This window comes from Bacillus sanguinis (assembly GCF_018332475.1).
GTDB classification, from domain to species: Bacteria; Bacillota; Bacilli; order Bacillales; family Bacillaceae_G; genus Bacillus_A; species Bacillus_A sanguinis.
Window position 1 is genome coordinate 1 of record NZ_BOQB01000118.1, and the last position, 26,174, is coordinate 26,174.

General features: G+C 35.9%; 22 protein-coding genes, 3 pseudogenes and 1 other annotated feature. Of the genes and pseudogenes, 17 read left to right on the forward strand and 8 right to left on the reverse strand.

Features of this window, described 5'->3' with window-relative positions; all coding sequences use genetic code 11:
- The first annotated feature begins 110 nt into the window (after positions 1-110).
- Both KI369_RS14105 and KI369_RS14110 read left to right on the forward strand, forming a co-directional pair.
- A complete protein-coding gene (locus KI369_RS14105) occupies positions 111-860 on the forward strand; it encodes an IclR family transcriptional regulator (RefSeq protein ID WP_212956374.1) in 750 nt (249 codons plus the stop codon).
- 75 nt (positions 861-935) lie between these two features.
- On the forward strand, positions 936-2,576 hold the full coding sequence (locus KI369_RS14110) for a M20/M25/M40 family metallo-hydrolase (RefSeq protein WP_212956375.1): 1,641 nt from the start codon (positions 936-938) through the stop codon (positions 2,574-2,576).
- A 137-nt stretch (positions 2,577-2,713) separates the two neighbouring features.
- Here the strand turns inward: KI369_RS14110 and proC are convergent, their stop codons facing one another.
- Complete coding sequence (gene proC / locus KI369_RS14115; RefSeq protein ID WP_212956376.1) at positions 2,714-3,532, reverse strand: pyrroline-5-carboxylate reductase; 819 nt, start codon at positions 3,530-3,532, stop codon at positions 2,714-2,716.
- A 339-nt stretch (positions 3,533-3,871) separates the two neighbouring features.
- Positions 3,872-4,082, forward strand: a binding site (T-box leader).
- A gap of 120 nt (positions 4,083-4,202) precedes the next feature.
- Here proC and proB point away from each other — a divergent pair.
- The gene (proB, locus tag KI369_RS14120; protein WP_212956377.1) at positions 4,203-5,306 is read left to right on the forward strand and encodes a glutamate 5-kinase; all 1,104 of its coding nucleotides are present in this window, start codon (positions 4,203-4,205) and stop codon (positions 5,304-5,306) included.
- A 29-nt stretch (positions 5,307-5,335) separates the two neighbouring features.
- On the forward strand, positions 5,336-6,583 hold the full coding sequence (proA, locus tag KI369_RS14125) for a glutamate-5-semialdehyde dehydrogenase (RefSeq protein ID WP_212956378.1): 1,248 nt from the start codon (positions 5,336-5,338) through the stop codon (positions 6,581-6,583).
- 49 nt (positions 6,584-6,632) lie between these two features.
- Here proA and KI369_RS14130 read toward each other — a convergent pair whose 3' ends face one another.
- Entirely contained in the window at positions 6,633-7,826 is a 1,194-nt protein-coding gene (locus tag KI369_RS14130; RefSeq protein ID WP_212956379.1) for a NupC/NupG family nucleoside CNT transporter, read from the reverse strand.
- 163 nt (positions 7,827-7,989) lie between these two features.
- On the opposite strand from KI369_RS14130, the gene KI369_RS14135 reads away from it, so the two are divergent.
- From KI369_RS14135 to KI369_RS14160, 6 genes and pseudogenes are all read left to right on the forward strand, one after another.
- Positions 7,990-9,033 (forward strand): ArsR/SmtB family transcription factor, encoded by a 1,044-nt coding sequence (locus KI369_RS14135; RefSeq protein WP_212956380.1) that lies wholly within the window; start codon positions 7,990-7,992, stop codon positions 9,031-9,033.
- A 51-nt stretch (positions 9,034-9,084) separates the two neighbouring features.
- Entirely contained in the window at positions 9,085-10,305 is a 1,221-nt protein-coding gene (locus KI369_RS14140; protein WP_212956381.1) for an MFS transporter, read from the forward strand.
- 96 nt (positions 10,306-10,401) lie between these two features.
- Entirely contained in the window at positions 10,402-10,728 is a 327-nt protein-coding gene (hmoA, locus tag KI369_RS14145) for an antibiotic biosynthesis monooxygenase family protein (RefSeq protein ID WP_212956382.1), read from the forward strand.
- Between the two features lie 107 nt (positions 10,729-10,835).
- On the forward strand, positions 10,836-11,423 hold the full coding sequence (locus tag KI369_RS14150; protein ID WP_212956383.1) for a hypothetical protein: 588 nt from the start codon (positions 10,836-10,838) through the stop codon (positions 11,421-11,423).
- An 80-nt stretch (positions 11,424-11,503) separates the two neighbouring features.
- A pseudogene (locus KI369_RS14155) lies at positions 11,504-12,207 on the forward strand (nucleotidyltransferase domain-containing protein).
- 188 nt (positions 12,208-12,395) lie between these two features.
- Positions 12,396-12,791: a VOC family protein gene (locus tag KI369_RS14160; protein WP_212956384.1), complete on the forward strand. Its 396-nt coding sequence runs from the start codon at positions 12,396-12,398 to the stop codon at positions 12,789-12,791.
- 140 nt (positions 12,792-12,931) lie between these two features.
- Here the strand turns inward: KI369_RS14160 and KI369_RS14165 are convergent, their stop codons facing one another.
- Entirely contained in the window at positions 12,932-13,534 is a 603-nt protein-coding gene (locus tag KI369_RS14165; RefSeq protein ID WP_212956385.1) for a chorismate mutase, read from the reverse strand.
- A 284-nt stretch (positions 13,535-13,818) separates the two neighbouring features.
- Here KI369_RS14165 and KI369_RS14170 point away from each other — a divergent pair, with 284 nt between their 5' ends.
- On the forward strand, positions 13,819-14,322 hold the full coding sequence (locus KI369_RS14170; RefSeq protein WP_212956386.1) for a GNAT family N-acetyltransferase: 504 nt from the start codon (positions 13,819-13,821) through the stop codon (positions 14,320-14,322).
- Positions 14,323-14,460: 138 nt separating this feature from the next.
- On the opposite strand, the gene lsrF is transcribed toward KI369_RS14170, so the two are convergent.
- Genes lsrF through KI369_RS14190 form a run of 4 tightly spaced genes read right to left on the reverse strand, consistent with a single transcriptional unit; the run spans position 14,461 to position 18,132 of the window.
- A complete protein-coding gene (gene lsrF / locus KI369_RS14175; RefSeq protein WP_212956387.1) occupies positions 14,461-15,243 on the reverse strand; it encodes a 3-hydroxy-5-phosphonooxypentane-2,4-dione thiolase in 783 nt (260 codons plus the stop codon).
- 6 nt (positions 15,244-15,249) lie between these two features.
- Positions 15,250-15,612 (reverse strand): cupin domain-containing protein, encoded by a 363-nt coding sequence (locus tag KI369_RS14180; RefSeq protein ID WP_000909986.1) that lies wholly within the window; start codon positions 15,610-15,612, stop codon positions 15,250-15,252.
- 25 nt (positions 15,613-15,637) lie between these two features.
- Positions 15,638-17,200 (reverse strand): autoinducer-2 kinase, encoded by a 1,563-nt coding sequence (lsrK, locus tag KI369_RS14185; RefSeq protein ID WP_212956388.1) that lies wholly within the window; start codon positions 17,198-17,200, stop codon positions 15,638-15,640.
- Positions 17,200-18,132: a sugar-binding transcriptional regulator gene (locus KI369_RS14190; protein ID WP_212956389.1), complete on the reverse strand. Its 933-nt coding sequence runs from the start codon at positions 18,130-18,132 to the stop codon at positions 17,200-17,202. Before KI369_RS14190 ends, lsrK begins: the two co-directional genes overlap by 1 nt.
- Positions 18,133-18,329: 197 nt before the next feature.
- Here KI369_RS14190 and KI369_RS14195 point away from each other — a divergent pair.
- The 4 genes and pseudogenes from KI369_RS14195 to lsrB all read left to right on the forward strand — a co-directional run bounded on the left by KI369_RS14195 (position 18,330) and on the right by lsrB (position 22,780).
- A pseudogene (locus KI369_RS14195) lies at positions 18,330-19,804 on the forward strand (sugar ABC transporter ATP-binding protein).
- Entirely contained in the window at positions 19,801-20,754 is a 954-nt protein-coding gene (locus KI369_RS14200) for an ABC transporter permease subunit (protein ID WP_212956390.1), read from the forward strand. The pseudogene KI369_RS14195 and the gene KI369_RS14200 overlap by 4 nt, the downstream one beginning before the upstream one ends.
- Positions 20,751-21,740 carry an ABC transporter permease gene (locus KI369_RS14205; RefSeq protein WP_212956391.1) on the forward strand — a complete coding sequence of 330 codons (990 nt, stop codon included), beginning with the start codon at positions 20,751-20,753 and terminating at the stop codon, positions 21,738-21,740. Before KI369_RS14200 ends, KI369_RS14205 begins: the two co-directional genes overlap by 4 nt.
- Positions 21,737-22,780, forward strand: coding sequence for an autoinducer 2 ABC transporter substrate-binding protein LsrB (gene lsrB / locus KI369_RS14210; RefSeq protein WP_212956392.1), 1,044 nt, complete (start codon positions 21,737-21,739; stop codon positions 22,778-22,780). Before KI369_RS14205 ends, lsrB begins: the two co-directional genes overlap by 4 nt.
- A 45-nt stretch (positions 22,781-22,825) precedes the next feature.
- Here lsrB and KI369_RS14215 read toward each other — a convergent pair whose 3' ends face one another.
- A complete protein-coding gene (locus tag KI369_RS14215) occupies positions 22,826-24,328 on the reverse strand; it encodes a malate:quinone oxidoreductase (RefSeq protein ID WP_000069157.1) in 1,503 nt (500 codons plus the stop codon).
- A gap of 380 nt (positions 24,329-24,708) precedes the next feature.
- On the opposite strand from KI369_RS14215, the gene KI369_RS14220 reads away from it, so the two are divergent.
- The gene (locus KI369_RS14220) at positions 24,709-25,755 is read left to right on the forward strand and encodes a DUF2332 domain-containing protein (RefSeq protein ID WP_212956393.1); all 1,047 of its coding nucleotides are present in this window, start codon (positions 24,709-24,711) and stop codon (positions 25,753-25,755) included.
- Between the two features lie 217 nt (positions 25,756-25,972).
- Positions 25,973-26,174 (forward strand): annotated as a pseudogene (locus KI369_RS14225) (hypothetical protein); the annotation flags it as partial.

The window sequence follows — 26,174 nt, forward strand, 5'->3', positions numbered from 1 at the left end:
ATTTTTATTTTTAGAAAATTAAATAAATAGATTGATTTCATTTTGAATTTTTGTTAAATTGATAGGTAATTGAGCGCACTAACATATTACAAGTCAAGTAGAGGTGAGTTATGGTACAGTCCATTGATCGAGCGATAAGTATTATAAAGTTATTAAATTCTACTAATGAAAAAGAGTATTGGGCCATTTCTGATATAGCGGACAGAACACATCTCCCAGTTAGTACAGTACATAGATTACTTAACTCTCTAATTGAGCATGGGTTAGTTACGCAAATTTCAGAGACGAAACAGTACAAAATTGGACCAATGTGGATGGAAATAGGATTACGACAATTGGAGAAGGTTGACTACAGATCAGTCGCAAGAGAAGTAATGAAGAGATTGGCCTATGAAGTGGAAGAAAGTGTGTATTTGAACATTCCAAATGGAACACATTCTATTATCATTGAAAGAATTGATAGCCCTTTAAAAATTCGAGTTATCGATAACTTAGGGGAACAGATTCCTCTTTCGATTGGTGCCGCAAATAAAACGATGCTTGCCAATATGAAAGAGAGTGAAATGGAATATATTGTTGAACAGCTACTTTCTGCTTTACCAGAACAAAAGCAAGTTCTTCTTGAACAAATAAAGCAAATAAGAAACGAAGGATATGCTGTCAGTTATGGAGAAAAAACAGAAGGAACAGCTTCAGTAGCTGCACCTATTATTGGATTTAATCATAAAGTAGTAGGAGCATTAAGTGTTGGATTAATTAGTCATCGCATTAATGATGATCGACTATCTTTTCTTATTAGTAAGGTAAAACAAGCAGCACATGAAATATCAATAAAAATCGGCAGTACATCAGAACTATAATTTTGATAGCTGTCGTCATTTTTTATTCATATACTGGAATTCATTTTCATAATACGGAAAAACAGGGGGATTTATATGTCAAAGTGGCAATCAAAAGAACAATTGATTCAATTATTAAGCAGTCTTGTTGAAATTCCTAGTATTACAGGTACAGAAGCTGAAGTAATATTGCCAGACTTTGTTGTGGAACAATTATCTGATTTACAGTACTTCAAAGAAAACCCGCATCATTTGCAAAAAAATCCGACGGGGGACGGACGATATTTTGTTACAGCCCTCGTAAAGAAAAGCGATCGTACAAAAAATACAGTAATTCTAGTTAGTCATTTTGATGTTGTAGATGTACAAGATTACGGAGTGTGGAAAGAAGATGCATTCAATCCTAAAAAGTTAACGTCTATGTTTTATTCTCATAAAGATGAACTACCAGACCATGTACGTGAAGATATAGAACGAGGGGATTGGCTGTTTGGTAGAGGAACAATGGATATGAAATGCGGTCTAGCTTTACAAATGGCAATGATTGAGCAAGCTTGCGAAGGAAGATTTGATGGGAATGTTCTTTTACTAGCTGTTCCAGATGAAGAAGTAAATTCTGTCGGGATGAGAGCTGCTGTGCCAAGACTACTAGAGTTAGCAAGAGAACACAACTTGGATTATAAAACGGTATTAAATTCAGAGCCTATGTTTTCACGACACCCTGGTGACCAAAATAAGTATATTTATACTGGTACTATTGGTAAAGTGTTACCTGGATTTCTTTGCTACGGAAAAGAGACACATGTAGGTGAACCTTTTGCAGGCTTAAATGGGAGTTATATGGCTTCATTAATAACAGCAGAATTAGAGTTGAATACAGACCTTTGTGATATTGTAGAAGGGGAAGCGAGTCCTCCGCCAACTAACTTACTTCAAAGAGACTTAAAAGAGGATTATTCTGTCCAAATTCCGCATCGTGCCGTTACATTATTTAATTTGTTTTTACTAGAAAAATCAATGACAGATGTCGTTTCATTGTTACGTCAAAAAGTAACGAAAGTAGCAGAGAAAATAGAAGAATCATATGAAAAGCAAGCATATCGTTTTTCTAAATATAACCCCTTTATACCGCCTAATATGAAAGTAAATGTATTAACGTATGAAGAGCTTATTGCTTATGCCATTGAACAACATGGGCAAGAGAAAATAGATGATATTCAATCTAGTATAATAAAAAATAGAGAAGATAAAGATGATCGTGCAGTAACAATTGATTTAGTAGATAAACTAGCTATTTTATGTAAAGAAAAGGCACCGATGATTGTGATATTCTTTGCACCGCCGTACTACCCAGCTGTAAGTTCACGCAACAATCAGTTAATTAAAGAAGTAGTTGGAGAAATGGAGAAGTATGCACATTTCAATCATAATATTACATTTGAAAACCAAAACTATTTTGGAGGAATTTCAGATTTGAGCTATGTGGGCTTACAGAATCCACTACATTCAATGAGTTCACTTGTAGACAATATGCCATTATGGGATAAAGGCTATTCGATTCCACTAAAGGAACTAGAAGAGTTTGACGTTCCAGTATTAAATATGGGGCCAGTAGGAAAAGATGCCCATCAATGGACAGAACGTCTAGATGTAAATTACGCATTTGAAACACTATTAGATATGTTACCGAAATGTATTGAAAAATTACTTGTTTCTAATAAAATTACACAAGTATAGAAGGGAAGGAATAAGTAAAGTTATTTTAATATAATTAAAAGTTGGAACGGCCAAACTCAAGTATATATGCGTTTGGCCGTTTATCATGTAGTGTATTTCTAATTAAATTCATAGTTAGTATGATTTCTTATATAGTTTTACTTTTTCGTTTGACCAGATAGTTCAACAGACTTTTGTGTACAGCGCTGCATCGCTGAAATGATGGCTGTGCGTAAACCTTTTTCCTCTAAAGTTGCTACAGCTTCTATCGTTGTTCCGCCAGGAGAACAAACCATATCTTTCAATTCACCTGGATGTATTCCTGTTTCTAGTACCATTTTTGCAGAGCCTAACACAGCTTGAGCAGCGAATTTATATGCTTGATTTCTTGGCATACCATCTAGTACAGCAGCGTCTGCCATCGCTTCTATAATCATATATATGTATGCTGGTGAAGAACCACTTACAGATGTTACAACATCCATTAATTTTTCACTTACAATTTCTGATTGACCAAAACTATTGAAAATGTTTAGCACATCTTCTAAATCTTTTTCTGTCACCATTTCATTCGGGCATAATGCAGACATTCCTTCTCCAACAAGAGCAGGTGTATTAGGCATTACTCGTACAATTTTTAGCTTCTTATTAAAAGAATCCTCTGTACTTTTGATGCTTTTTCCAGCAGCGATTGTTACGATAATAACATCGTTTTTTATCACTTCTTTAATTTCGTTAATTACTGCTGTGTATAAGTCTGGTTTAATTGATAAAATTAAAATATCAGCATTTTTAGCGACTTCATTGTTGTCAGTAGTTATAGATATCCCATACTTTTCACTAGCATTTTCTAAATTCGTCGTGTTTAAATCTGAACAAATGATTTTATTTGAAGACACTATATATTTATTTAGCATCCCGCCAATGATAGCCATCCCCATATTTCCGCATCCGATAAATCCAATTTGTTTGTCCATAGTTACTCAATCTTGCTCCTTTTATCATAAATTATATCAATTCGAAATTGTTATCTTAAAATAACAATAACATCTCCGTGCAATATAAAGAAACATTCTAAGAGAATATATATCTTTTTGCAACAGTAAAAGATAAAAATCAATTATATTCGATATTCTGTAAATATATACACTATAATTTGAGGTTTTATATTTAAGTATATGTGTTAAACTTATATCGATTTGTATTTTCATTCATTAGGGCAATCATTTCATACAAGAACTTGTCGCTCTATTTATTTTATAAAATACCTCTTGACACAAAAACAAACTATATCGCATAATATAAAAAAATTAAACCGAAAATCGTTGAAGGGAAATAGTACATATGTCTTCTTGCGAAAGAGAGTGGAATTCACCGGCTGAAAGATTCCTCGTATAGAATATATCGAACCTATCCCTGAGTCTTAAATGAAAGTTTAGGCGTTCGCCTGCGTTATAGGCGCCAAGTGGATATCTATGTATATCAATTAAGGTGGTACCGCGGAACAATGACCGTTTCGTCCTTTTTATTTTATTAAGGGCGAATCGGTCATTTTTATTTTGCTCTGAAATAGGCTAGATACAGCACTGATGAGAATAGAAGTGTAATGTATAAAAAACTTTGATTTTAGACTTGGGGGATACAAAAGTGAAAAAACAACGCATTGTTGTAAAGATTGGAAGTAGTTCTTTGGCAGATAGTCACGGAGGCATTTCTAAAGAACAGCTTTCAGATCACGTTGCCGCATTAGCTCGATTGAAAGAGGAAGGGCATGAAGTTTTGTTAATTACATCTGGGGCCGTCGCTGCAGGATTTTCAGCGCTAGGATATCCTAGCAGACCTGTAACAATTAAAGGAAAACAGGCAGCTGCAGCTGTCGGACAAAGTTTGTTAATGCAGGCGTACACGGAGGAATTCCGTAAATATGGTATCGTTACTGCGCAACTATTGCTGACGAGAAGTGATTTTTCTAGAAAAGAACAATATAGCAACGCTTACGCTACTTTAGGAGAGTTACTAAACCGTTCTGCTCTTCCAATCATTAATGAAAATGATTCCATCTCTTTAGAGGAGCTAACGTTTGGTGATAATGATATGCTGTCAGCTTTAGTAAGCGGACTTGTTTCGGCGGATATGCTGATGGTTTTTACGGATGTGAACGGTTTATATGACAAAAATCCTCAAAAAAACGAGGATGCGAAAAAATATTATTTCCTTCCTGAAGTTACAGAAGAAATCGCTTCTCTTGCAGGAGATGCTGGCTCAAAACTTGGGACTGGCGGAATGAAATCAAAAATCGATGCTGCAAAGACAGCACTCTCTCTTGGCGCGAGTGTATTTATCGGAACAGGACGTGGACAAGAGAAGTTTGTAGATGTTTTGAAGGGCAAAGGTGATGGTACATATGTCGGAAATGCCCCTCAAAAAGAAATGAAGATGAATAAGCAATGGATCGCTTTGCATTCGGTTGTTAGCGGACGAATTGAAATAGACGCTGGAGCAGCTACAGCTATCATTCAGCATGGCAAGAGTCTTCTTCCTGCTGGTGTTACTAATGTTTCAGGGTTTTTCCAAGTGGGCGAAGTCGTAGAAGTAATGACGCAACAAGGACGCGTGATTGGAAAAGGACAATGCACATATAGCGCAGAGGAGCTAAGAGATGTAAAAGGTATGCAAAGCCAACATATTCAAGCAAGAGGCGAAAGGCATAGTTATGAAGTCATCCATAGGGATTATTGGGTTTCATTTTAAGAAGAGGGATTAAAAAGGAGGAAATAAAAATGAATGAAGTGTTGGCAAAGGGAAAGAAGGCGAAAGAGATCGCTAGAGAGCTTGTGCTTAAATCTACAGAGCAAAAAAACGAAGCACTTTCCGCAATAGCTCATCAGTTAATATTAGAAACAGCTTATATTTTAGAAGAAAATAAGAGGGATATTGAAGAAGGTAAGGCAAAAGGGTTTTCTGATTCTCTCCTTGATCGCCTTATGCTGAATGAACAGCGTATTGTTGATATGACAGAAGGGATTAAGCAGCTAATTGAATTACGTGATCCTGTAGGAGAATGTGTAAGTGCATGGGAAAGGCTAAATGGATTATCTATTCAGGTGATGCGTGTACCACTTGGTGTTGTTGGCATGATTTATGAGGCAAGGCCAAATGTAACAGTAGATGCTGCTACAATTTGTTTGAAAACAGGAAACGCAGTTATATTACGTGGAAGTTCTTCTGCTATTCATTCTAACAAAGCCATCGTTTCCGTTATTCACCGAGCGCTTAAAGAAACAAGCTTGCCTCCAGAATGTGTACAGCTTATAGAAGATACAACGCGAGATAGCGCAAAGCAGTTGTTTACAATGAATGATTATCTAGACGTTCTTATTCCAAGAGGTGGCAAACAATTAATCGATACTGTTGTGAGGGAAGCGTCTGTTCCAGTACTTGAAACAGGTGCGGGAAACTGTCATGTTTTCATTGATGAAACAGCGGATAAACAAATGGCATTTGATATTATTATAAATGCAAAAACGCAGCGTCCATCTGTATGTAATGCAATTGAAACGATTGTACTTCATGAGAAGTGGGCAGAGCAATATGGTAGCGAGTTGTTTTCAACTTTGAAGGAAAAAGGAGTGGAGTTACGTGGTGATCAAAAAGCATTGGCAATTGATTCATCAATCGTACTTGCTGCAGAAGAAGATTGGGGTACAGAATTTTTAGCACTCACGCTGGCAGTGAAAGTAGTTTCTTCTATAGAAGAAGCGATTCATCACATAAATACGTATGGATCTATGCATTCTGAAGCGATTATTTCAGAAAACGAGGAAATCGTCAGCAAATTTTTCGTATCTGTTGATGCTGCTGCGCTGTATCACAATGCATCAACTCGTTTTACTGATGGATCTGAATTCGGATTCGGAGCTGAGATTGGCATCAGTACACAAAAGCTACACGTAAGGGGACCAATGGGGCTTCCTGCATTAACTTCTACAAAATACGTCATTCGTGGAAATGGACAAATTCGAAAATAAAAATAAAAGACACTCAATTTGTTTGGGTGTCTTTTATTTTAAAAATTATTTACCATACAAAAAGCCCAACGAGCATAGCACTTAATAAGGAAACTGCCATTCCGCTAACAAGAAGCTTCCAAACATTTTTACCGATTATGGCTGATTTTTCGCCGCCAAATAATGAATTGTAAGTTCCGTAAATCATACCTACTGTACTAAAGTTAGCGAAAGATGCTAGAAATGTTGTTGCTACCGCAACCGTATGCGGTTGTAAAGACTTTAAGTTTGATTTTAAATCCATCATTGCGACAAATTCATTCGTCGTTATTTTAATCCCCATTAATTCAGCTACATACATAGCATCACTGCCTGATAAGCCGAGTAAAAACGCAAAAGGACTAAAGATAATGGAGAATATTTTTTCAATTGTTAAACCTGTTACGAAAAAGCTTAATATCCCGTTTAAACATGCAGTTAATGCTACATAACCAATTACCATAGCTAAAATAACGATAACCATATTCATACCGACTAACATACTGTTTGAAATAGTAGAAAAGAAATCCTTTTTTTCATGTTTGGAAGGTGTGTAAACAACATCTTCTTCTTTCGGGACTTCAACAGGGTTTAAGACATTGGCTAAAATTAATGCGTTAATACAGTTTAAAGGGATTGCGCTGAAAATATATGTAGCTGGAACCATCGATAAATAAGCGCCAAGAATGGATCCGCTAACGCTACTCATACTCATAATTCCAAAAGTTAATAAACGATTTTCTTTTAAAACGGATAATTGATCACGGACAACCGCAAGTGCTTCCGTGTTTCCTAAAAACATCATTTGAATCGAAAAGAAGCTTTCTAACTTTGGTAAACGAGAAATCTTTGAAATAATTGCACCTACTTTATCAATAATCCAGGTTAAGATTCCAAAGTAAGAAAGAATATCAAAGAACGTGATAACAAAAATGATAGGAAGTAATGCGCTAAAGAAGAAATCAATTGTTTGATTTTCCATAGCAGAAGGAAATGCAAATCGAATTCCTTCATTTGCACATGCCAGTAGCCAACTGAAAAATGACGCTATTTTATTAATGATAATACTGCCTAGCTTTGTGCCTAACATAAACCACGTAATAAAAAGCTCCAGTATGATGAGGATTACGATTGGTCTCCATTTTATATGTTTTTTATTAGGCGAACATAAGTAAACGATTAATATGACTACGAAAATTCCTAACATATTTAATATAAAGTGCATATCAACAACTCCTTGAAGATTATTATTTGTATATAAAAAAGCTCCTATTCTTCTTAATTTAGAATGAGTGTATTTCAACTTAAATTTTATGAATTCTAAAAATATAGAAGGATAAATTCGATAAAAATAGAATTTAATATATAGCAAACAAGGAGGGATAAAAATGGAGGTTTATCACATAACGAGTAGAAAGAGGGAAACTTATAACGTTCAAGTAAAATATTCGATACTTTTCGAATGTGCACTTGGCATTGCAGCGATTACTCATAAAAGGTTAATTGATACACTTGAAAAGTCTCAAAGTGAATGGGAAGAGACTAGACAATCATTAACAAAAGCGATGAGAGAGCAATTACAGTTTGTAGAAGAACATAATACGTGGAAAGCGTTGCTTCAGTTGTTGTATAAGGAAGAGTTTCAGGACGTATCACAGTTTCATGCTAAAATCGATTCGCTTTCAGAAGTAGATTTGAAGTATATATGTTTACCCTTTTTAGGTGAGAAGTATGAAGGGCAAAGACATTTAGCAGCAAGTGGAGATATAACTGCAATACATGAACTAATAGAACTGACACAAGAACATCCGTTTTTTTCTACGTATATTCGTTTTATATGTGATGTTGATGTACAAGTGCTAAAATCCCATTTAATTGCTGTTATGACAGGTTGGTATGAGAGTGTTATTCAGAAAGAGGAAGAGCAAATACTAACAATATTAAAACGAGATTATGAAGCGAAAAATGAAATGAATAAAAAGATGAAACCAGAAGAGTTTGTCGAGTGGGCGACTGGAGGTGTGAACTATATGCCAGAGCCAAGTGTTCATAATGTACTTCTTATCCCGCAAATGACGTACAGGCCGTGGAATATTGAGGCGGATATTGAAGATACGAAAGTATTTCATTATCCAGTCGCAAACGAAAGTATCCATCCTGAAGATCCATATGAACCGAATTATTTTTTAGTTCAAAAACATAAAGCGCTTGGAGATGAAGCGAGATTACGCATTGTAAAAATGTTGTTCGAAAAAGAACGAACATTACAGGAAATTACAGAAAGACTGCAACTCGGTAAGTCGACAGTACACCACCATTTGAAATTGTTACGTGCAGCGAAGTTAGTTGATATACATGACGGGAAATATGTATTAAGAAAGAAAGCAGTACAATCGTTAGCGAAAGAATTAGATATGTTTTTGAATAGATAATTAACAACGAGAATGTACATAAAGGGAGGAATATAAAAGAAAAGTTGGTGTATGAAATTGAAAAATGTATTGAAAAATCGTTCGTTCTTTTTTATGTGGATTGGTAGTGCAATATCAGAATTAGGAGGGGGATTCGGAACGTTATGTAATTCAATTCTTGTTTACGAATTAACAGGGTCAAAAACAGCATTAAGTAGTATGTGGTTATTATATTTTATCCCGTCACTTATACTACAACTAATAAGTGGTCCATTTATTGATAAATGGAGCCGGAAGTGGATTATGATTTTTTCACAATGGGTGCGAGCTTTGGTTTTCTTACTACCGTTAGTTATGTTACTTACTAGCAGTATAGAAATTTGGCACATATATGTCGTCCAAATAATAATAGGACTTATTACGCCGCTGTATACACCTGCAAGTCAAGCAATTACACTGAGTATTGTAAGTAAAGAACAGCTTCAAGACGCGAATGCGTATATTGATGGAATGGCCCGTCTGATGATGTTTCTTGGACCCGTATTAGGGGGAGTAGTCATTCATTTGATTGGAACAGAACTTACATTATCTTTCGTATGCATTTGTTTATTTGTTAGTGGCACTTTCTTACTTTATATAAAAGAAAATAGAACGTCGCAACCCATTCGGAAAACGTGGCTAGAACAATTTCTTCACGGTTTTACATATTTTTTCACAAAACCAATCATCGTTTGGCTCGGTATATTTCTAACTTTCGTTCAATTTGGAGTAGGAGTAACGATGGTCACAAATCTTCCTTACATAAAAGACGAGCTGTCAGCGGGATATGCGGAATATGGTTATTTTATGGCCGGATTCCCACTTGGCTATGTAGTTGGATCTATACTAGTCGGAAAAGTAACATATAAAAGTCGGCGTATACTTATGCTTGGAGGATTGTTTATAGGGGGACTTACATACATTTCGCTAGGGTTCAATCATAGCATTATCATTGCAATAATAATTGAAGTAATAGCAGGGATTTGTATTGCCTTTTTCAATGTTTATAACACAACGATATGCCAACAAACCGTCCCAAATAATATGATAGGACAAGTGTTTTCAGTGCGTTTATTTTTCATACGATCTGCTATGCCGTTAGGTGTGTTATTAGGAGGCATACTAAGTGAAATGTGGGGGATAAGAGCACTATACTTTATAATTGGTGCGATTATATGTGTTACTTCTTTAATAGGATTATTCCTTCCATATTTCAAATTTTTAGATGAGGCGATAGAAGAGAAGACAGCATAATTCAAATAATTATAACTTTTTAATTGAAAATAATTATCATAATCAACTATAATAGAAGAATAGTCGTATTTGTATTACAAAGAGGGAGTGGGATATATGTTTATCGAAACGAAAACATTTACAGTAAAAGAAGGTACATCAAATATAGTTGTAGAACGTTTTACTGGAGAAGGTATTATTGAAAAATTTGAAGGCTTTATCGACTTGAGTGTTCTTGTGAAAAAAGTAAGACGTGGAGATGAAGAAGTAGTCGTTATGATTCGCTGGGAATCTGAAGATGCTTGGAAAAAATGGGAAACAAGTGAAGAGCATTTAGCAGGACATAGAGCGAGCCGTGGCAAACCAAAACCAGATCATATCATTAACGTTGATCACGCAGTTTATTATGTAAAATCATCGAAAGCGGCTTATCAACAGTCGTAATATATAGTTAAAGTTAGAGGATATTTGTTTATTAATAAACAAATATCCTCTTTTTTCGATTTATAGTAAAATATGGATGTGATATATGTTTAATTGTTTCGTTATAAATGGAGGTAAATGAAGTGAAGAGAATATTACTAATGGCAGCTTTTGCAACGTCATTATTATCAGCGTGTAGTAATAATAATGTGAAAGAAGAAGTATCTAAGAATGAGGAAGAAAAACGTGAAAGCAGTGCAAAAATAGTAGAGCAGAAGGAGTATATTATTCTTGATAAGAATTATAATGAAATATTTCTAAAAGATGATAGCTCAAATAAAGAAGATAGTGTGAAAGTAAGTTTAAATGATTTAAACCCAACAAAATGGAAGGCGCCTAAAAGAAACGGTATCCTAGATATAGGTGATTATATCTCTTTGAAAAAAGAAGAGGGTAAATATACACCAACATTAGTAAAAGATCTTGTTGGTGAAATAAAATATGATGGCAAAATTAAATATAAAATTTTAGAAGTGACTGATAAATCAGTAAAGTGGTTACCGCTAAATAAAGAGAACGATGGAGGTGTTGTTCCACCAGAGATGGTAAAAGTAATGAATGCTTCGAAAATCAAAGGTGGAGATATTGTAACGATTCAAGATCAAACAAAAAGTAGTGAAGACGCAATTGTATATGAACTGACAATTGTTAAATAAGTATATAGATAAAGATATAAGAGAAGTACAATGTTTTTAGGTAACGAATAACGTCATAATAATATGTTTGGAGGTTACAAATGTTAGCAGCACAAATATTTATTAAACATGAACAACATGAAAAATTAGTGCAAACAATAGTAGCGGAAACCTTATCTATGGAAAAGGTACATGGATTCATGCTAATTGGATCTGTCGCAAGAGGCGATGCATATCCTGATTCGGATTTAGATTTCTATATTCTTTTAGAAGAAGGACAAAAGAAAAAATTTCATTCTGAAACGAGAGAAGGTATTTTAGTCGAATATAAGAGTGCAGATTTTAATCAAATTCAAGTAAACTTTAAAAACAATCCGATGGAACTATACTCATTTTCAGAAGGAGAAATTTTGTTTGATAGAAGCAATGAGTTGAAAAAGTTAAAGGAAATAGCTGCATATGAATTTGAAAACTATCGTGTTTCTAGCGACAAAGTAAAGGGCATATCTCATTGGTTGCATAGTTCATTAATTAAAACTCAGTCTGCTTTGAAAGGAAATGATGAGTTAAAAGCTTCATACATAGTTCATACGTCAACTTGGACATTGATAGAAGGGATATGGGCTATTAATAATAAGCCAGTACCGCCAGCCGGATCTGTTTTAAGGTATATTCAAGTGTTGCCTAATAAACCAATCCATTTGGAGGCATTACTTCATAAACTATTTTTAGGTGCTACGACAGAGCGTACCTCTTCAGCAATTTTTTGATTGAGTGGGTTTTACACAATTTAAAAAGTAAATAATGTGGCTATTTTATATAGGTACATTAATATATCACGTCGACTGGTTCATGTAATTGCATTTATAAAAAAAGCGTTCTAGGCTATAGAAAAAAGTATTAGACTATAAAGCATAGCCTTAGACTAAACGCTTGAATATCTTTCCCCACATATTTAAGTAGTCTACATACCCTCTGCTTAAAAGGAGATGAATGAAGTTAAATCATTTAAATCTATGTGTTGATGATTTATCAGAAGCGAGACATTTCTTTGAAACATTTTTTGATTTTCAATTTTTGGAGCAAAAGGGAAAAGCGCTAGTAGTATTGAGTGATGAGAGTGGATTTATACTTGTGCTAAGCGACCCCAAAGCATTTAAGGGGAATAAGGAAGTGATGTATTCAGAAGCTTTTCATATTGGTTTTTTAGTGGATACTTCAAATGAAGTTGATCAAGCATATAATCGTTTAGTAGCTGGTGGCATTGAAATAGAAAAGGCACCGTATTCTATGAGAGGTAGTAGTTATGGTTTTTATTTTTCAATGTTTAATGGGTTATTAATTGAAGTGTCCTGCCTTGACTATAAAGACGGTAAGAAAGTTCAATAGCGATTAACAAGAGTAATTGTTTGCAGATATAAATCAAGCCCCTTATCCAGTTTGGAAAGGGGCTTGATTATTTTAAGGGACATAAAAGTAAAAATAAACGGATTTTAGTCAGGAAAATGGCTTGTGAGACAGCTTCTTTATTAATCTATCTTAATTTCAAATTCAAACACAGCTTGATCCTTCCGAAACGGCATATTGAGTTCTTTAAATCGTAAGCTTATTCCAGACAAATTATCAGGAAGGGCAGGAGATATAACGAAATGATGACTAAAATGTCCATCAGTGCCACCGCCACCTTCTGACCAGCAGTCATATGTATCATCTATTGATAATTGGAAGAAACTATGAGGCTTATTTTCATTAAAAATTTCATCAGTGGAATCCCAATCGCTATATAAATAAACTACACTAGCATTTGCATATTGCCGAATAAAAGTTACGGTATACATGATACCATTATGTTCATAAGATTTAAAAACAGGTATATGTTTTTTGAATGTAGTTGGTTCGACACGAGGTTTAAATTCACCTTCGTCCATCATGGAAGAGAATAATGAATTTAGATAGTCTGGATAAAATCCGTATTGTTTTGCCCATTTATAAATCGCTTCATCATGTGGAAAACCTGGATCACCATCTGAAAGTTCTTTTCGTTCTTTTAATAGGGCACAAATTTTTTCATCGATAGTATATAATCTTTCATCGTAATAATCAGTAGGGCGTTCAAAACCCATTCGTTTCATAATCATTCCTCCTTTTCTTTATTTTAACAAATAAGAAAGGACGATATATTTTTTAATGTAAAAATTAAGTGAAAACCTAAAGATATTCATAAATCAAATATTGTAGATTTAAAATGAAGTTTCATAACCCGGTCTATTTTGCAGAGAAATTAATTATGTATAAAATAATAATAATAATAATGTATCCTAATGCAAGAAAATCTAGAGAATCAAGCAGGTTTCCCATATGGTACAGTACGAAACTATTATAAGTAGTACAGTGATATAAATAGGAGGTTACCGCTATGACAGCTGTATTTAAAGATATGGCGTTCCAGTTAAAAACGGAACGACTCGACCTGAATATGTGGGAGGAATCCGATGCAGTTTGGCTTAGAAAATTAGTTGGTGAACGTGGTGTAGACATGCCATCCCTGGACTCTGTTCGTAGCAGTCTTATCGAAATGCGCAAGAAAGCAACTGAAAATGGTATTTCTCTTCTTACTATACGTAGGCGAGAAGAAGGGGATTTCATCGGATACTGTGGCTTAATTATTGGGCGTGCCACGCTTGAGGAGCCGGAGATTGCATACGAATTGTTCCAAAGTGTTCATCGTAATGGTTATGCGACAGAGGCAGCATCAGCCGTGCTGGAGGCTGCGATTGCTACGGGTCGCCATAGACTTTGGTCTACTGTAGGTGCTTGGAATACGGCGTCTTTCCGGGTATTAGAAAAGATAGGGTTTAAGCGGCATCACAGTACGTTTGGTGAACGTGGTGAGATTGTTTGGAACGTACGTGATCTGTAGAGACCTGACCAAATCTGGAACGAAAAAAGGTAAAAGAAAGCCCCTATGTTAGGTTATTCAGTAATCTAACATAGGGGCTTTTCCTTATAGTAAATATTGATTTTGTATATATTTAAGTGTAATAGTCTATCTTTTACTTTAATTTTTCACATCATCATATAATTCCAGCGCCTCTTTCACACTCAATCCATTCTTCACAATACCATGTATCGCCTGAATCATAGCAGCAGGATGTTCAGATTGCCATATGTTTCGGCCCATATCTACGCCGATTGCGCCTTCTTGCAGTGCATTGTACGTAATGTTTAATGCGTCTTCAATGGAATCTAGTTTTGGACCACCAGCGATTACGACTGGGGCAGGGCAAGTGCTGGTGATTTTTTCGAATCCTTCGCAGTAATACGTTTTAATAATGTCAGCACCCATTTCAACGCATACGCGGGAAGCGAGTGCAAGAAAGCGAGCTTCACGTTTTTGTAATTCTTTCGCAACAGCAGTAATGCCGAGTACTGGCAAACCGTAATCGTGAGCTTCTGAAACTACATTTGCGAGATTTGAAACTGTTTGTGTTTCATAGTCTGATCCGACGAAAACAGAAACGCCGACGCCAATTGCGTTTTGTTTCACTGCTTCTTTTACAGGGGTAACAATTGTTTCATTCGCTAAGTCTTTACCGACGACAGTAGCTCCGCCTGAAACACGCATAACCATCGGTGTGCTGCAGTTTTCAGGAATACAGGAGCTAAGTACACCGCGCGTTAAAAAGAGGGAATCCGTATAAGGAAGTAAGTTTTTAACTGTTTCAAGTGGTTGTTCTAGCCCGTGAATTGGCCCTAAAAAGTAGCCGTGATCTATCGCTAACATAACCGCTCTGCCATCAGGTAAAATTGTATTTAATCGATTTTTAAATCCCCAAGTCATTTGAAATCACTCCTTCGTTAATGTTGGATTTTCCGTTTGTACTGTATCTTTATTTGGTAAATGCGGTGACTTAATAAAAACTGCTTTAAAAGGTTTGTCAGAATGGTTAATAAGATAGTGAGATTCATGAGGGCGAACTTGCAGGACATCGCCTTGTTTGATCGGAACTCTTTCATTATTTACATAGAAATCTATTTCACCTTCTAATGCATAAAAGACTTCTTCGCACGTCGTATGATAGTGATTTTGAAACTCCTGCCCAGGCTGAATGACAACAAGGCCAAGATCAATATTCGGACCTTGTATTAAATATTTCGGCCCGTTATCACCGAAGCGATAGGAGAAGTCATTTTCATTCGCTTTTAACATACTTTTCACTCCCTTATGTAATCTGTTACAGTGCACCAGGCGCAATCCACATATGTGAGGTGAGCCCTTTATCAGCTAAAGAGAGCTGACTGTCATATACGGTTTTCCATGTTTCATAGAACTCTTTATATAGTTCGTGATTTTCAGTAACTGGTTCGTATGTGTTTTCCCACTGTACAAACTGTTCAGCAGTTTCTTCCATAGATGAATAAATGCCAGCACCAACTCCAGCAGCAATCACAGTTCCTAAAGCAGCTGCTTCTTTCACAACTGGTACTTTTACAGGTATTCCGAGTACGTCTGATAGAATTTGTGGCCATAGTTTCCCTTTAGCAGCACCGCCAGCAAACACGACTTCAGAAGGGAATGTTCCTGTGAGATTTTCTATTAATTTTAAGTTGCCAAGTGTAACAAAGGCGGCATTTTCCTCAATAGCGCGGAACAGTTCTTTTTTGCCACATTTGTCAGCGTCTAAACTTAAATTTAAAAAAGAAGGTGCAGCATGACGCCAAGAAATATAGTTCATAACGTTTGAAAAAGTAGGGATAATGCCATGTGAACCGACCGGTACGTCTTTCGCTTGTTCTTCTAATAATTCATAAGCATCTACACCGAGTTTGTCAGCAAGTTTCTTTTCCTCTTGGCAAAAAGCGTCTCGAAACCAGCGCATAACAAGGCCTGGGAAAAAGGCTATCGTTTCATATTGCCATAGGTTAGGTGCGACGTGACAATTTACACGAATTGAAGCATGTGGATCCGTAATTGGCTCAGTAACATTCACTTCTTGCTGCCAAAAACTTCCTCCGCATATTAATGTTTGATTACGTTTAACTACTCCAGTTCCGAGTGATGCCATTTGTGCATCTCCGCCCCCGGCGACGACAGGAATTCCTTCACGTAATCCAGTTAATGTGGCACACTCTTTTGTAACGTTGCCAATTACTGTACCAGCTTCATTTACTGTTGGTACAAATGGTAAAGTTAGACCGCATTCTTTAGCGACATCGTTATCCCACACTCTATTTTGTAAGTCAAAAATACCGGACGTACATCCGTTTGAGGGGTCGATTTGTAGTACGCCGCTTAATTTATATAAAATCCAATCGTTTAACATCGTAAAAGAATGAATATTGCTATAGACATCTGGCTCATGTTTTTTAATCCAAAGTAGGCGTGGTAAAGCACCTAATGAAAAAGTTTGACCAGATCTTGTATATAAATCTTCTTCAAGATGTGACCGAATTTCTTTTAGTTCACTAACTTCAGCAGATGCGCGCCCATCAACATTTGCGCAAGCCCATATTTCTTGCCCATCCTTATCGTATAAAACAAAACCTTCTCGCATACTTGTCGCGCTAATAGCAAGAATAGAAGAGGCGGGAGTATTGCTTTTTTGTAGAACTTCTTTCGTGCACTGTTGTACAAGCTGCCAGTTTTCTATTACATCAAAATTCATAGAACCTGGGTAACGAGGGTCAGATTTATGAATCCATTCTTTTTGACTTACTGCAATTTGACTACCATGTAAATCAAAAAGAACAGCTCGAATGCTTCCTGTACCAGCATCAAAAGCTAATAAATGAGACATTAAAAATCACCATCCTTTCGTAATAAGGAGAGGGCCGTTTCCTCATCGGTAATTAATGTATGAATGAACCTTCCTTTTAAAGCACCAAAAATTGCATTTATCTTTTCTGTACCTCCAGCAACACCAACGACATGCCTCATATTGCGCAAAATAGAGAGAGGTGTGCCAATTAGGCGATTGTGATGCGGGAGCTCTAATAAATCGCCATTTGTATTATAAAACTGACCTAAAATATCTCCAGCGCCATTTTGATTGCGAATATATGTCATTTCACGAAGTGTAAGTTTTTCTTCTTTTACAATAGTGGCATCTTGAGATAAACCGCCAATACCGACAACTGCTGTTTGAGCAAGTGAAGCGACATGAAGCATATCTTTTACACCTGGTTCTGATAAAATACTTTGTGCCATTTCGGTTGTAGATGCTAGAAACGGCGTAGGGATAATGTGAAGGTCGCCATGCATGTAGTGTAAATAGTTTTGTTTTCTCGGGAGATAGTGGTTTACTCCGCCTGTTAACGTTACGATTGAAAGATTAATAGAGCTTTCAAAATGAATGTTTTCTAGCATTTTACTAATGGTTTCACCCCAGCCAATGCCAAGTAAATCACCTTGTTGAAGCTGAGTTTCTAAATATTGCGCAGCAGCTTTTCCGAGAGAATCGTGATAATTGTTTACTGGGGGCGGGATAATAAAAGCATCTTTTAAGTGGAATTTTTTCATTAGGTCACGCTCAATACTTAAACAGTGCAAACCAGTACCTTTTACGTGAAAGGTAACGATACCTTCACTACGTGCCTTATCTAATAACCGGACGACTTTATTTCTAGAAATATGAAGAAGTGAAGCGATCTCCTGTTGAGTTAATTGATCTTTATAGTAGTACCAAGCTATTTTCGTTAATAAATTCTCTTCAAAGTTCAGCTGTGTCATACTCGTCATCCCTTTCAACAATTGACCAATGCTTAAACATATGTGCCGTATATTTTGTTTATTCCAGTTGAAACGATTAATAGTACGTAGAAAAAAGTGTTCTAGATATAAAAAAAGGAATATACAATGCTACAAAACAAGTAGAACAAATAATCATTTTCTCAAAAAATGTTCTGTATAAAGGCAGGTGACATCATGTGGAGAACGCATCTTTATTACAAGTGAAAAAAATGAGTAAGGCGTTTTCAAATCAACTTGTATTAAAAGAAGTGAATATTCAAGTAGAGCGCGGAGATATATATGCTTTAGTTGGAGGGAATGGTGCCGGGAAATCAACATTAATGAAAATATTAACGGGTTTATATTCGTATGATGATGGAGAAATGTATGTAAAAGGAACGAAGCAACAGTTTTCAAATCCGTCAGAAGCACACCGAAAAGGTATTTATTTAATACCGCAAGAACCGCTCATTTTTCCACATATGACTATTGAAGAAAATATATGTATCGGGTTAAAAGAAAAGAAAAAGAAATTAAGAGTACAAATTCAGCAATTGATTAGCAGCCTAGGATGGGGTATTGACCTTAATGAACTAGGAGGATCATTATCGATTGCGCAACAACAGTTAGTAGAAATTGTTAGAGGATTAATACGAGAAGCCGAGATTCTTATTCTAGATGAGCCAACATCGACATTAACAACTCACGAAATTAAGAGTCTTTTTGTGTTGATGAAAAGTTTACAAGAAAAAGGAATTGGGATGATTTATATTACGCATCGTTTTCCAGAAATCTTTGAAATTGCTAACAAAGTAGCAATATTACGAGATGGAATGATTGTAAGTCAAGGAGATACTATACATATGACATGCTGATGGAGGGACTATTGCCAAAAGGGTATAAACAGAAAGAGAAAATAGAAGTAGTTCAAGAGACAGCAAGGACGAAAAAAATATTAGAAGTGATTGAAATAAATGGTCACGCATTCGAAAATATATCATTCACTGTACATGCTGGTGAGATTGTAGGTATTGCTGGCATTGTTGGATCGGGCAGAACGGAATTAGCAGAAGCGATATTTGGATTGAAACCTGTAAAAACAGGGTCTATTTTATTAGATGGAAAATCAATTGATACATGCTCTTTGCATAAAAGGCTAGACGAAGGATTAGTTTATGTGCCAGAGGATAGGGCGAGGAATGGAATTTTCTCAATTGCTTCTGTTAAAGAAAATATTGCAGCAGCAAGTTTACAGCAAAATAATCGTTTTTTTATAAATCAAGAAAAAGAAAGCGCTTTAGTTAATTCGTTTATAGAACAGTTCCGAATTGTTGTACAGAATATGAATGAAGAACTGGCATCTTTATCAGGAGGTAATCAGCAGAAGGTCGTGCTTGCAAAGTATCTCGCATGTAATCCTAAAATTATTATTCTTGATGAGCCGACTCGCGGAATTGATGCGAAAGCGAGGCTTGAGGTGTATGAGACGATAGAAAAAATGAAAAGGGAAGGACTCGCAATTTTATTAATCTCTTCAGATGTTGAAGAAATTGTTCAATTAGTAAACCGTGTATATGTAATGAGAAATGGACGATTTGTTTCTCATATGGAAAAAGAACAACTGAGTGTGAATGAAGTTACACGCCTTGCATACGGAGGTGTAGCGGAATGAAACGCATGTTAAAAATGCACGAAACGTCTATCATAACGTTACTACTAATTTATATAGCTATTGTCGGAATGATAAACCCTAGTTTTATTCAATTTAACTCGTTATCTTTCATGGTGAAATCAAGTGTTATTTTAGTCGTGCTAGCAATTGGCCAATCGTTCGTCTTATTTACGAAAAATATAGATGTATCAGTTGGTTCAAGCATGGGGTTAAGTGCAGCAGTTTGCGGAATGATGTTAACGAATGAATATAGTGCATCCTTGTCGATATTTGCTGCTATTACACTTGGCGCTATTATCGGTTTCGTAAACGGGATTGGCGTTGCGAAGTTTCGGGTACCAGCCATTATTATGACATTAGGCATGTTAGGAATTATTAGAGGTGCGATGTTAATTTTCACAGGCGGGAAGTGGATTGAAGATATTCCAAACGATTTTAAGCAGCTGTCATCTATCGTCATTCTTGGTTTACCTATAACTGTATGGTTCGTTCTTATTATTTTACTACTACTATACTTCTTTTTAAGGAAAGTGCCATTTGGAAGATACTTTTATGTGGTAGGTGATAATGAAGATGGCGCGAGACTTATTGGTATACCTGTTAATAAAGTGAAGATATATGCGTTTATGATTTCAGGCATAAGTGCTGCGCTCGCTGGTTGCATATTTGTTATGAATATCGGGTTCATTCCAAATCAAACTGGTACAGGATTAGAATTACAAGTAATCGCAGCCGCTGTACTAGGAGGAATTCATTTAAAAGGAGGAACAGGATCTTTATTTGGAGCTGCATTAGGAGCATTATTTTTAGAAACAATAAGCAGTTCACTCGTCTTTTTAAAAATACCAGCATTTTGGAATAATGCTATTTCAGGTTTTTTATTATTACTTATCATCATACTGGATAGTGTTATGAAAAAGTGGAAGGCAGAAAGGAGGATGAATCTATGAAGTATGTATACAGATGGGAAGGTGTTCTAATTGTATTGCTTCTTATAGAATTCATTCTCTTTAGTTTAATCAATAGTGATTTCTTAAATATTAGTAATCTCCTTTTTAGTACAAATGATTTCCTATTTATCGCAATTGCGGCGATACCAATGACTTTCGTTATAGTAACAGGAGGAATTGATGTATCGGTCGGCTCAATAATGGGGCTTACTTCGATTTTGATTGGTGTACTTTGGATGCACGGAATACCTATTTTGTTTGCTGTCATAATAGCCCTAATAATTAGTTGTTTAGCAGGCGCTTTAAACGGACTTATTATAAAAATGACAGATGTAGAACCACTCATCGTTACACTTGGAACGATGTTTTTATACGGAGGAATTGCACTCGTCATTTCAGGAGGGGCAGGTGCTTCTGGGTATGAAGGAATAAGTGGTTTACCAGACGCATTTATACAACTGGCAAACGGTAGTTTTATAGGAATACCGAATTTATTATGGCTACTGATCGTATTAACAGTTTTATGTACTGTAGTATTTCACCGAACTATATACGGGCGTCATGTAAAATTAACAGGTGCGAACGAAAATACAGCAAAATACACCGGGATTAAAACGAAAAAAGTAGTCATCATTGCTTACATGCTTTCCGGGTTAGGAGGTGGATTAGGAGGGACTTTCTTAACTGCCTATTTCGGTTCTGCACGTGCTGATATGGGAAGTGAAACAATTTTACCAATCATTACAGCAGTTGTATTAGGCGGGACACTTATTACAGGGGGAAAAGGAAGCATTATCGGTACTGTACTGGCGAGTATTTTCATTGGGCTTATGCAGTATGGCTTGCAAATGACGGGTTTAACAAATGAACAATCCAACGTAGTAATTGGTATTATCCTTATACTTTCAGTTATTATGAGACATTCTAAATTACATCAATTCACACTGGGGAAAAGAAAGAATTTGCATAAGGGGGAAATGTCATGAAAAGAAAACTAGGGATTGTATTCATTGTATGTATTTGTTTAATCGGTTTAATTGCCTGTTCTAGTCAAACTGCAGATAAGAAAAAAGCGGATGATGTGAAATTTGCATTTATCCCCAAATTAACAGGAGTTGGCTTCTTTACATCGGGCGGTGAAGGAGCAAAAGAGATGGGGGATAAGCTAGGTGTAAAAGTGAAATACGATGGACCATCTGAAGCGAGTGTTTCTGGGCAAGTAAAATATATAAACAATTTCATTAACCAAAACTATGATGCACTTATGGTTTCTTCAACGTCAGTTGATGGTTTATCGCAATCACTGCAACGTGCTAAGAAAAAAGGGATGACGGTGTTAACATGGGACTCTGATGTGAATCCGAAAGACCGTTCATTTTATATAAGCCAAGGTACACCAGACCAACTTGCTAATTTATTAATAGAAATGACCTCTAAACAAATTGGAGATAAAGGAAAAGTAGCCTTCTTTTATTCTAGTCCAACAGTAACGGATCAAAACCAATGGGTAACGAAAGCGAAAGAAATTATTAAAAAGAAATATCCAAACTGGGAAATTGTAACGACGCAATACGGTGAAAATAATGCGCAAAAATCTTTGTCTGTAGGGGAGAACATATTAAAAACGTATCCGGATATTAACGCCGTCATTTGTCCAGATGCAACGGCACTTCCAGCAATGGCACAAGCAGCTGAAAATTTGAAAATGGATAAAAAAGTAGTCGTAACTGGCTTCTCTACACCAAATGTTATGCGTGATTACGTAAAACGAGGAACAGTAGCGCAATTTGGGTTATGGGATGTAAAACAGCAAGGTGCACTCGCAACGTATGTTGCAAATGAAATTGTTGTAAAAGGAAAGAAGTTAAAAGTTGGGGATAGCTTTGAAGTAAAAGGAATCGGAAAAGTGAAAGTAGAGCCAAACTCCATCCAAGGTTACGATTATGAGGCAGAAGGAAACGGAATTATCGTATTGCCAGAGCGAGTCGTATTTACGAAGGATAATATTGATAAATATAATTTCTAGTAACGAAAAAACGTCCGAATGTATCGGACGTTTTTAATTTCTTCTTTAATTATGAACTGTTTCTTTTTCATTTAATCCAAGTGTACGACCAGTCGAAGTGTGAAGGTCTTGGAACAATCTTGGATTTTCAGTTAGTGAAATGCCGTAAGAAGGGATCATTTCTTTTATTTTTCCTTCCCATTCTACCATGCGGCTTGGGAAACATTTTTCTAACACTTCAAGCATGACATGAACGGCAGTAGAGGCACCCGGTGATGCACCTAGTAATGCAGCGATTGAACCGTCAGCTGCACTTACAACTTCTGTACCGAATTGAAGTGTTCCTTTACCGCCAGCATCAGTATCTTTAATTACTTGTACACGTTGCCCAGCAACTACGATATCCCAATCTTCACTTTTCGCGTTCGGAATGAATTCACGTAATTCTTCCATACGTTTTTCGTGCGATAACATAACTTGCTGAATTAAGTATTTTGTTAATCCCATTTCTTTTACACCAGCTGCTAACATCGTTAAGACGTTATTCGGTTTTACAGAACCAATTAAGTCAAGGTTTGAGCCAGTTTTTAAGAACTTAGGAGAGAACCCTGCGAACGGTCCAAATAGTAAAGCTTTTTTATTGTCTATATATCTCGTATCAAGGTGAGGTACAGACATTGGCGGAGCGCCAACTTTAGCTTTACCGTATACTTTCGCATGATGTTGCTCTACAACTTTTTGATTTTTACATACCATAAATAGTCCACTTACAGGGAATCCACCGATATGTTTTGATTCAGGGATACCAGTCTTTTGTAGAAGAGGTAGACTACCGCCACCGCCGCCGATAAAGACGAATTTTGCAGTATGATGTTCGATTTTACCACTATTCATATCGTGTACTTTTACTTCCCACAAACCATTCTTTGTACGTTTAATATTTTCGACGCTATGTTTGTAGTTTAGCTCGACATTTTTCGTTTGTAAGTAATCAAACAACATACGAGTTAATGCACCGAAGTTAACATCGGTTCCAGAGTCAATCTTCGTTGCAGCCATCGGTTCATTAGGTGTACGTCCTTCCATAATGAGTGGAAGCCATTTTTTTAATGTTTCAGGAGCATCGGAAAATTCCATACCTTGAAACAGCGGATTTTTTGAAAGCGCTTCAAAACGGTTTTTTAGAAACTCAACATTTTTTTCACCTTGTACTAAACTCATATGAGGTAGAGGCATAATAAAATCTTGTGGATTGCGAATTAATTTACTTTTTACAAGATATGCCCAAAATTGTCTTGAAAGCTGAAATTGCTCATTCACTTTTACAGCCTTACTAATATCTATAGATCCGTCAGATTTTTCGGAAGTATAGTTCAGTTCGCATAGCGCAGAATGCCCTGTACCTGCATTATTCCATTCGTTAGAGCTTTCTTCCCCGGCACTTGCGAGTTTTTCAAAAACTTTAATTTCCCATTCAGGTGCTAATTCTTTTAGTAATGAGCCTAACGTTGCACTCATAATTCCTGCACCAATTAAGATAACGTCTGTTTTTTGCTGCATGTTGCTCATGATAATCTCTCCATCCCCTATATTGGCAAAAAAGAGTAGGTGTTTTTTATATCTAAGCCGTAAATTGAAAACACCGCCTAGGCCCCACCTAGGTATTTACCTTTTTTGTCTCAATTGTATAACCATCTCATACTCTATTATAATAATTAATAGACTAAAATATCTAGTGTTATCTGATAATTTTAAACTATTTAACGTTTTATTCGCCAAAAATCTTATTTAACAAGCTCTTTTAAGGTGGTAAATAGAAAAAAATTACAGTTTGAAATTATCTCGAAAAAGCTTACGTATCGTAAAGTAGGTAGAAAGGATACCTTTTTATGGGATTTTTGCGCTATAAATAGTAAGATTATTCTGTAAAAATAAAAGGAGGGATACCAATGCGTACACAAGAACAAATCGCAAACTTATTTCGAAACTTTTCAATAAAGGAATGTAAAGGGTCAAGTGACTTATATGAATACTTATCAATACAAATTGCTGAAGATGAGGAAGTGCTTACACTATCTTCCTACGCTCAAGTAGGCCAACCAGTACCAAACTTATTATTAGGCGCCGTACATTATTTATTACTTGCAGGGAAAGAACATCAGTTAAAAACGTATTATAGTAGCTTAGTTGAAAATAAGAATACAAATTTAGACCAAGCGTTTGATCATTTTAAAGACTTTTGTAAAGAGTACCGAGAAGAAATCATTACTTTGTTACAAACGAAACTCGTTCAAACGAATGAAGTAAGGCGATGTGCGTACTTATACCCAAGTTTCTGCTATATATTTAATAAAGTGAAAAAGCCATTAGCGTTAATCGAAATTGGGACAAGTTCTGGATTACAACTATTTTGGGACCAATATAGCTATTCGTACGGAACAGATGGAATATACGGAAATATAAATTCGAACGTACATGTAACTTCTGAAATAAGAGGGGAGAATGTACCACATTTTCTAAAAGAAAGTCCATCTGTCGTAGAAAGAATCGGACTAGACTTACATGTAAATGATTTACATAGTGATGAAGATTATTTATGGCTACGTGCACTCATTTGGCCAGAACATAAAGAAAGGCTTGAAATGTTTGACCAAGCAGCATCTTTAGTAAAAAATGAATCTGTCCAATTAATAGAAGGAGACGGTGTTGAGCTATTACCATCTATTATTGAAAAAATAAGTGAAGATGCTGTAATTTGTATTTTTCATACACACGTCGCAAATCAAATGCCAGAACAAGTAAAACATAAATTAGAGAAACAAGTGCAAGAAATCGGCGCAAAACGTGATGTATTCCACCTGTATAACAACATGTGGGACCGTGACCTTCATATTGATTATTATATTAACGGAAACCAATATCGTGAAACGGTTGGAGAAACAGAAGGGCATGGGAGATGGTTTAGTTGGAAGCTTGGGAAGGAGACGCTTATTTAGATTAATAGGAGGGCACTCACTTATAAAAGATGGGGCATAGGCTCAAGCGTTGACTAAATGGTTAAGGAATAAATTTATTAGTAACATACAAAAAATGCTTCGGAGAAATCCTAAGCATTTTTTGTATTACATTTAAACCCCATAATGGATCATGTGCTTTTGTTCTGCTGTAGCTTGTACAATTTTTGAAGCTAACTCATTCAGCTCATCAGATTTTTTGAAGAACTTTGAAGGTGTAACTGTTTCAGTATTTGAAGAAGTAAAAGCAGAAGCGACATTAGACAAACCTATGCCATTGATTTCGATGAGATATGAAAATCGTAATGTAAAAAAAGAGCCACATACTTCAGATGTAGAATTAGGTTTTACAATTCATCAATTAGAAATCGTTGAGGGAGAATATAAAGACTATGTTCTTG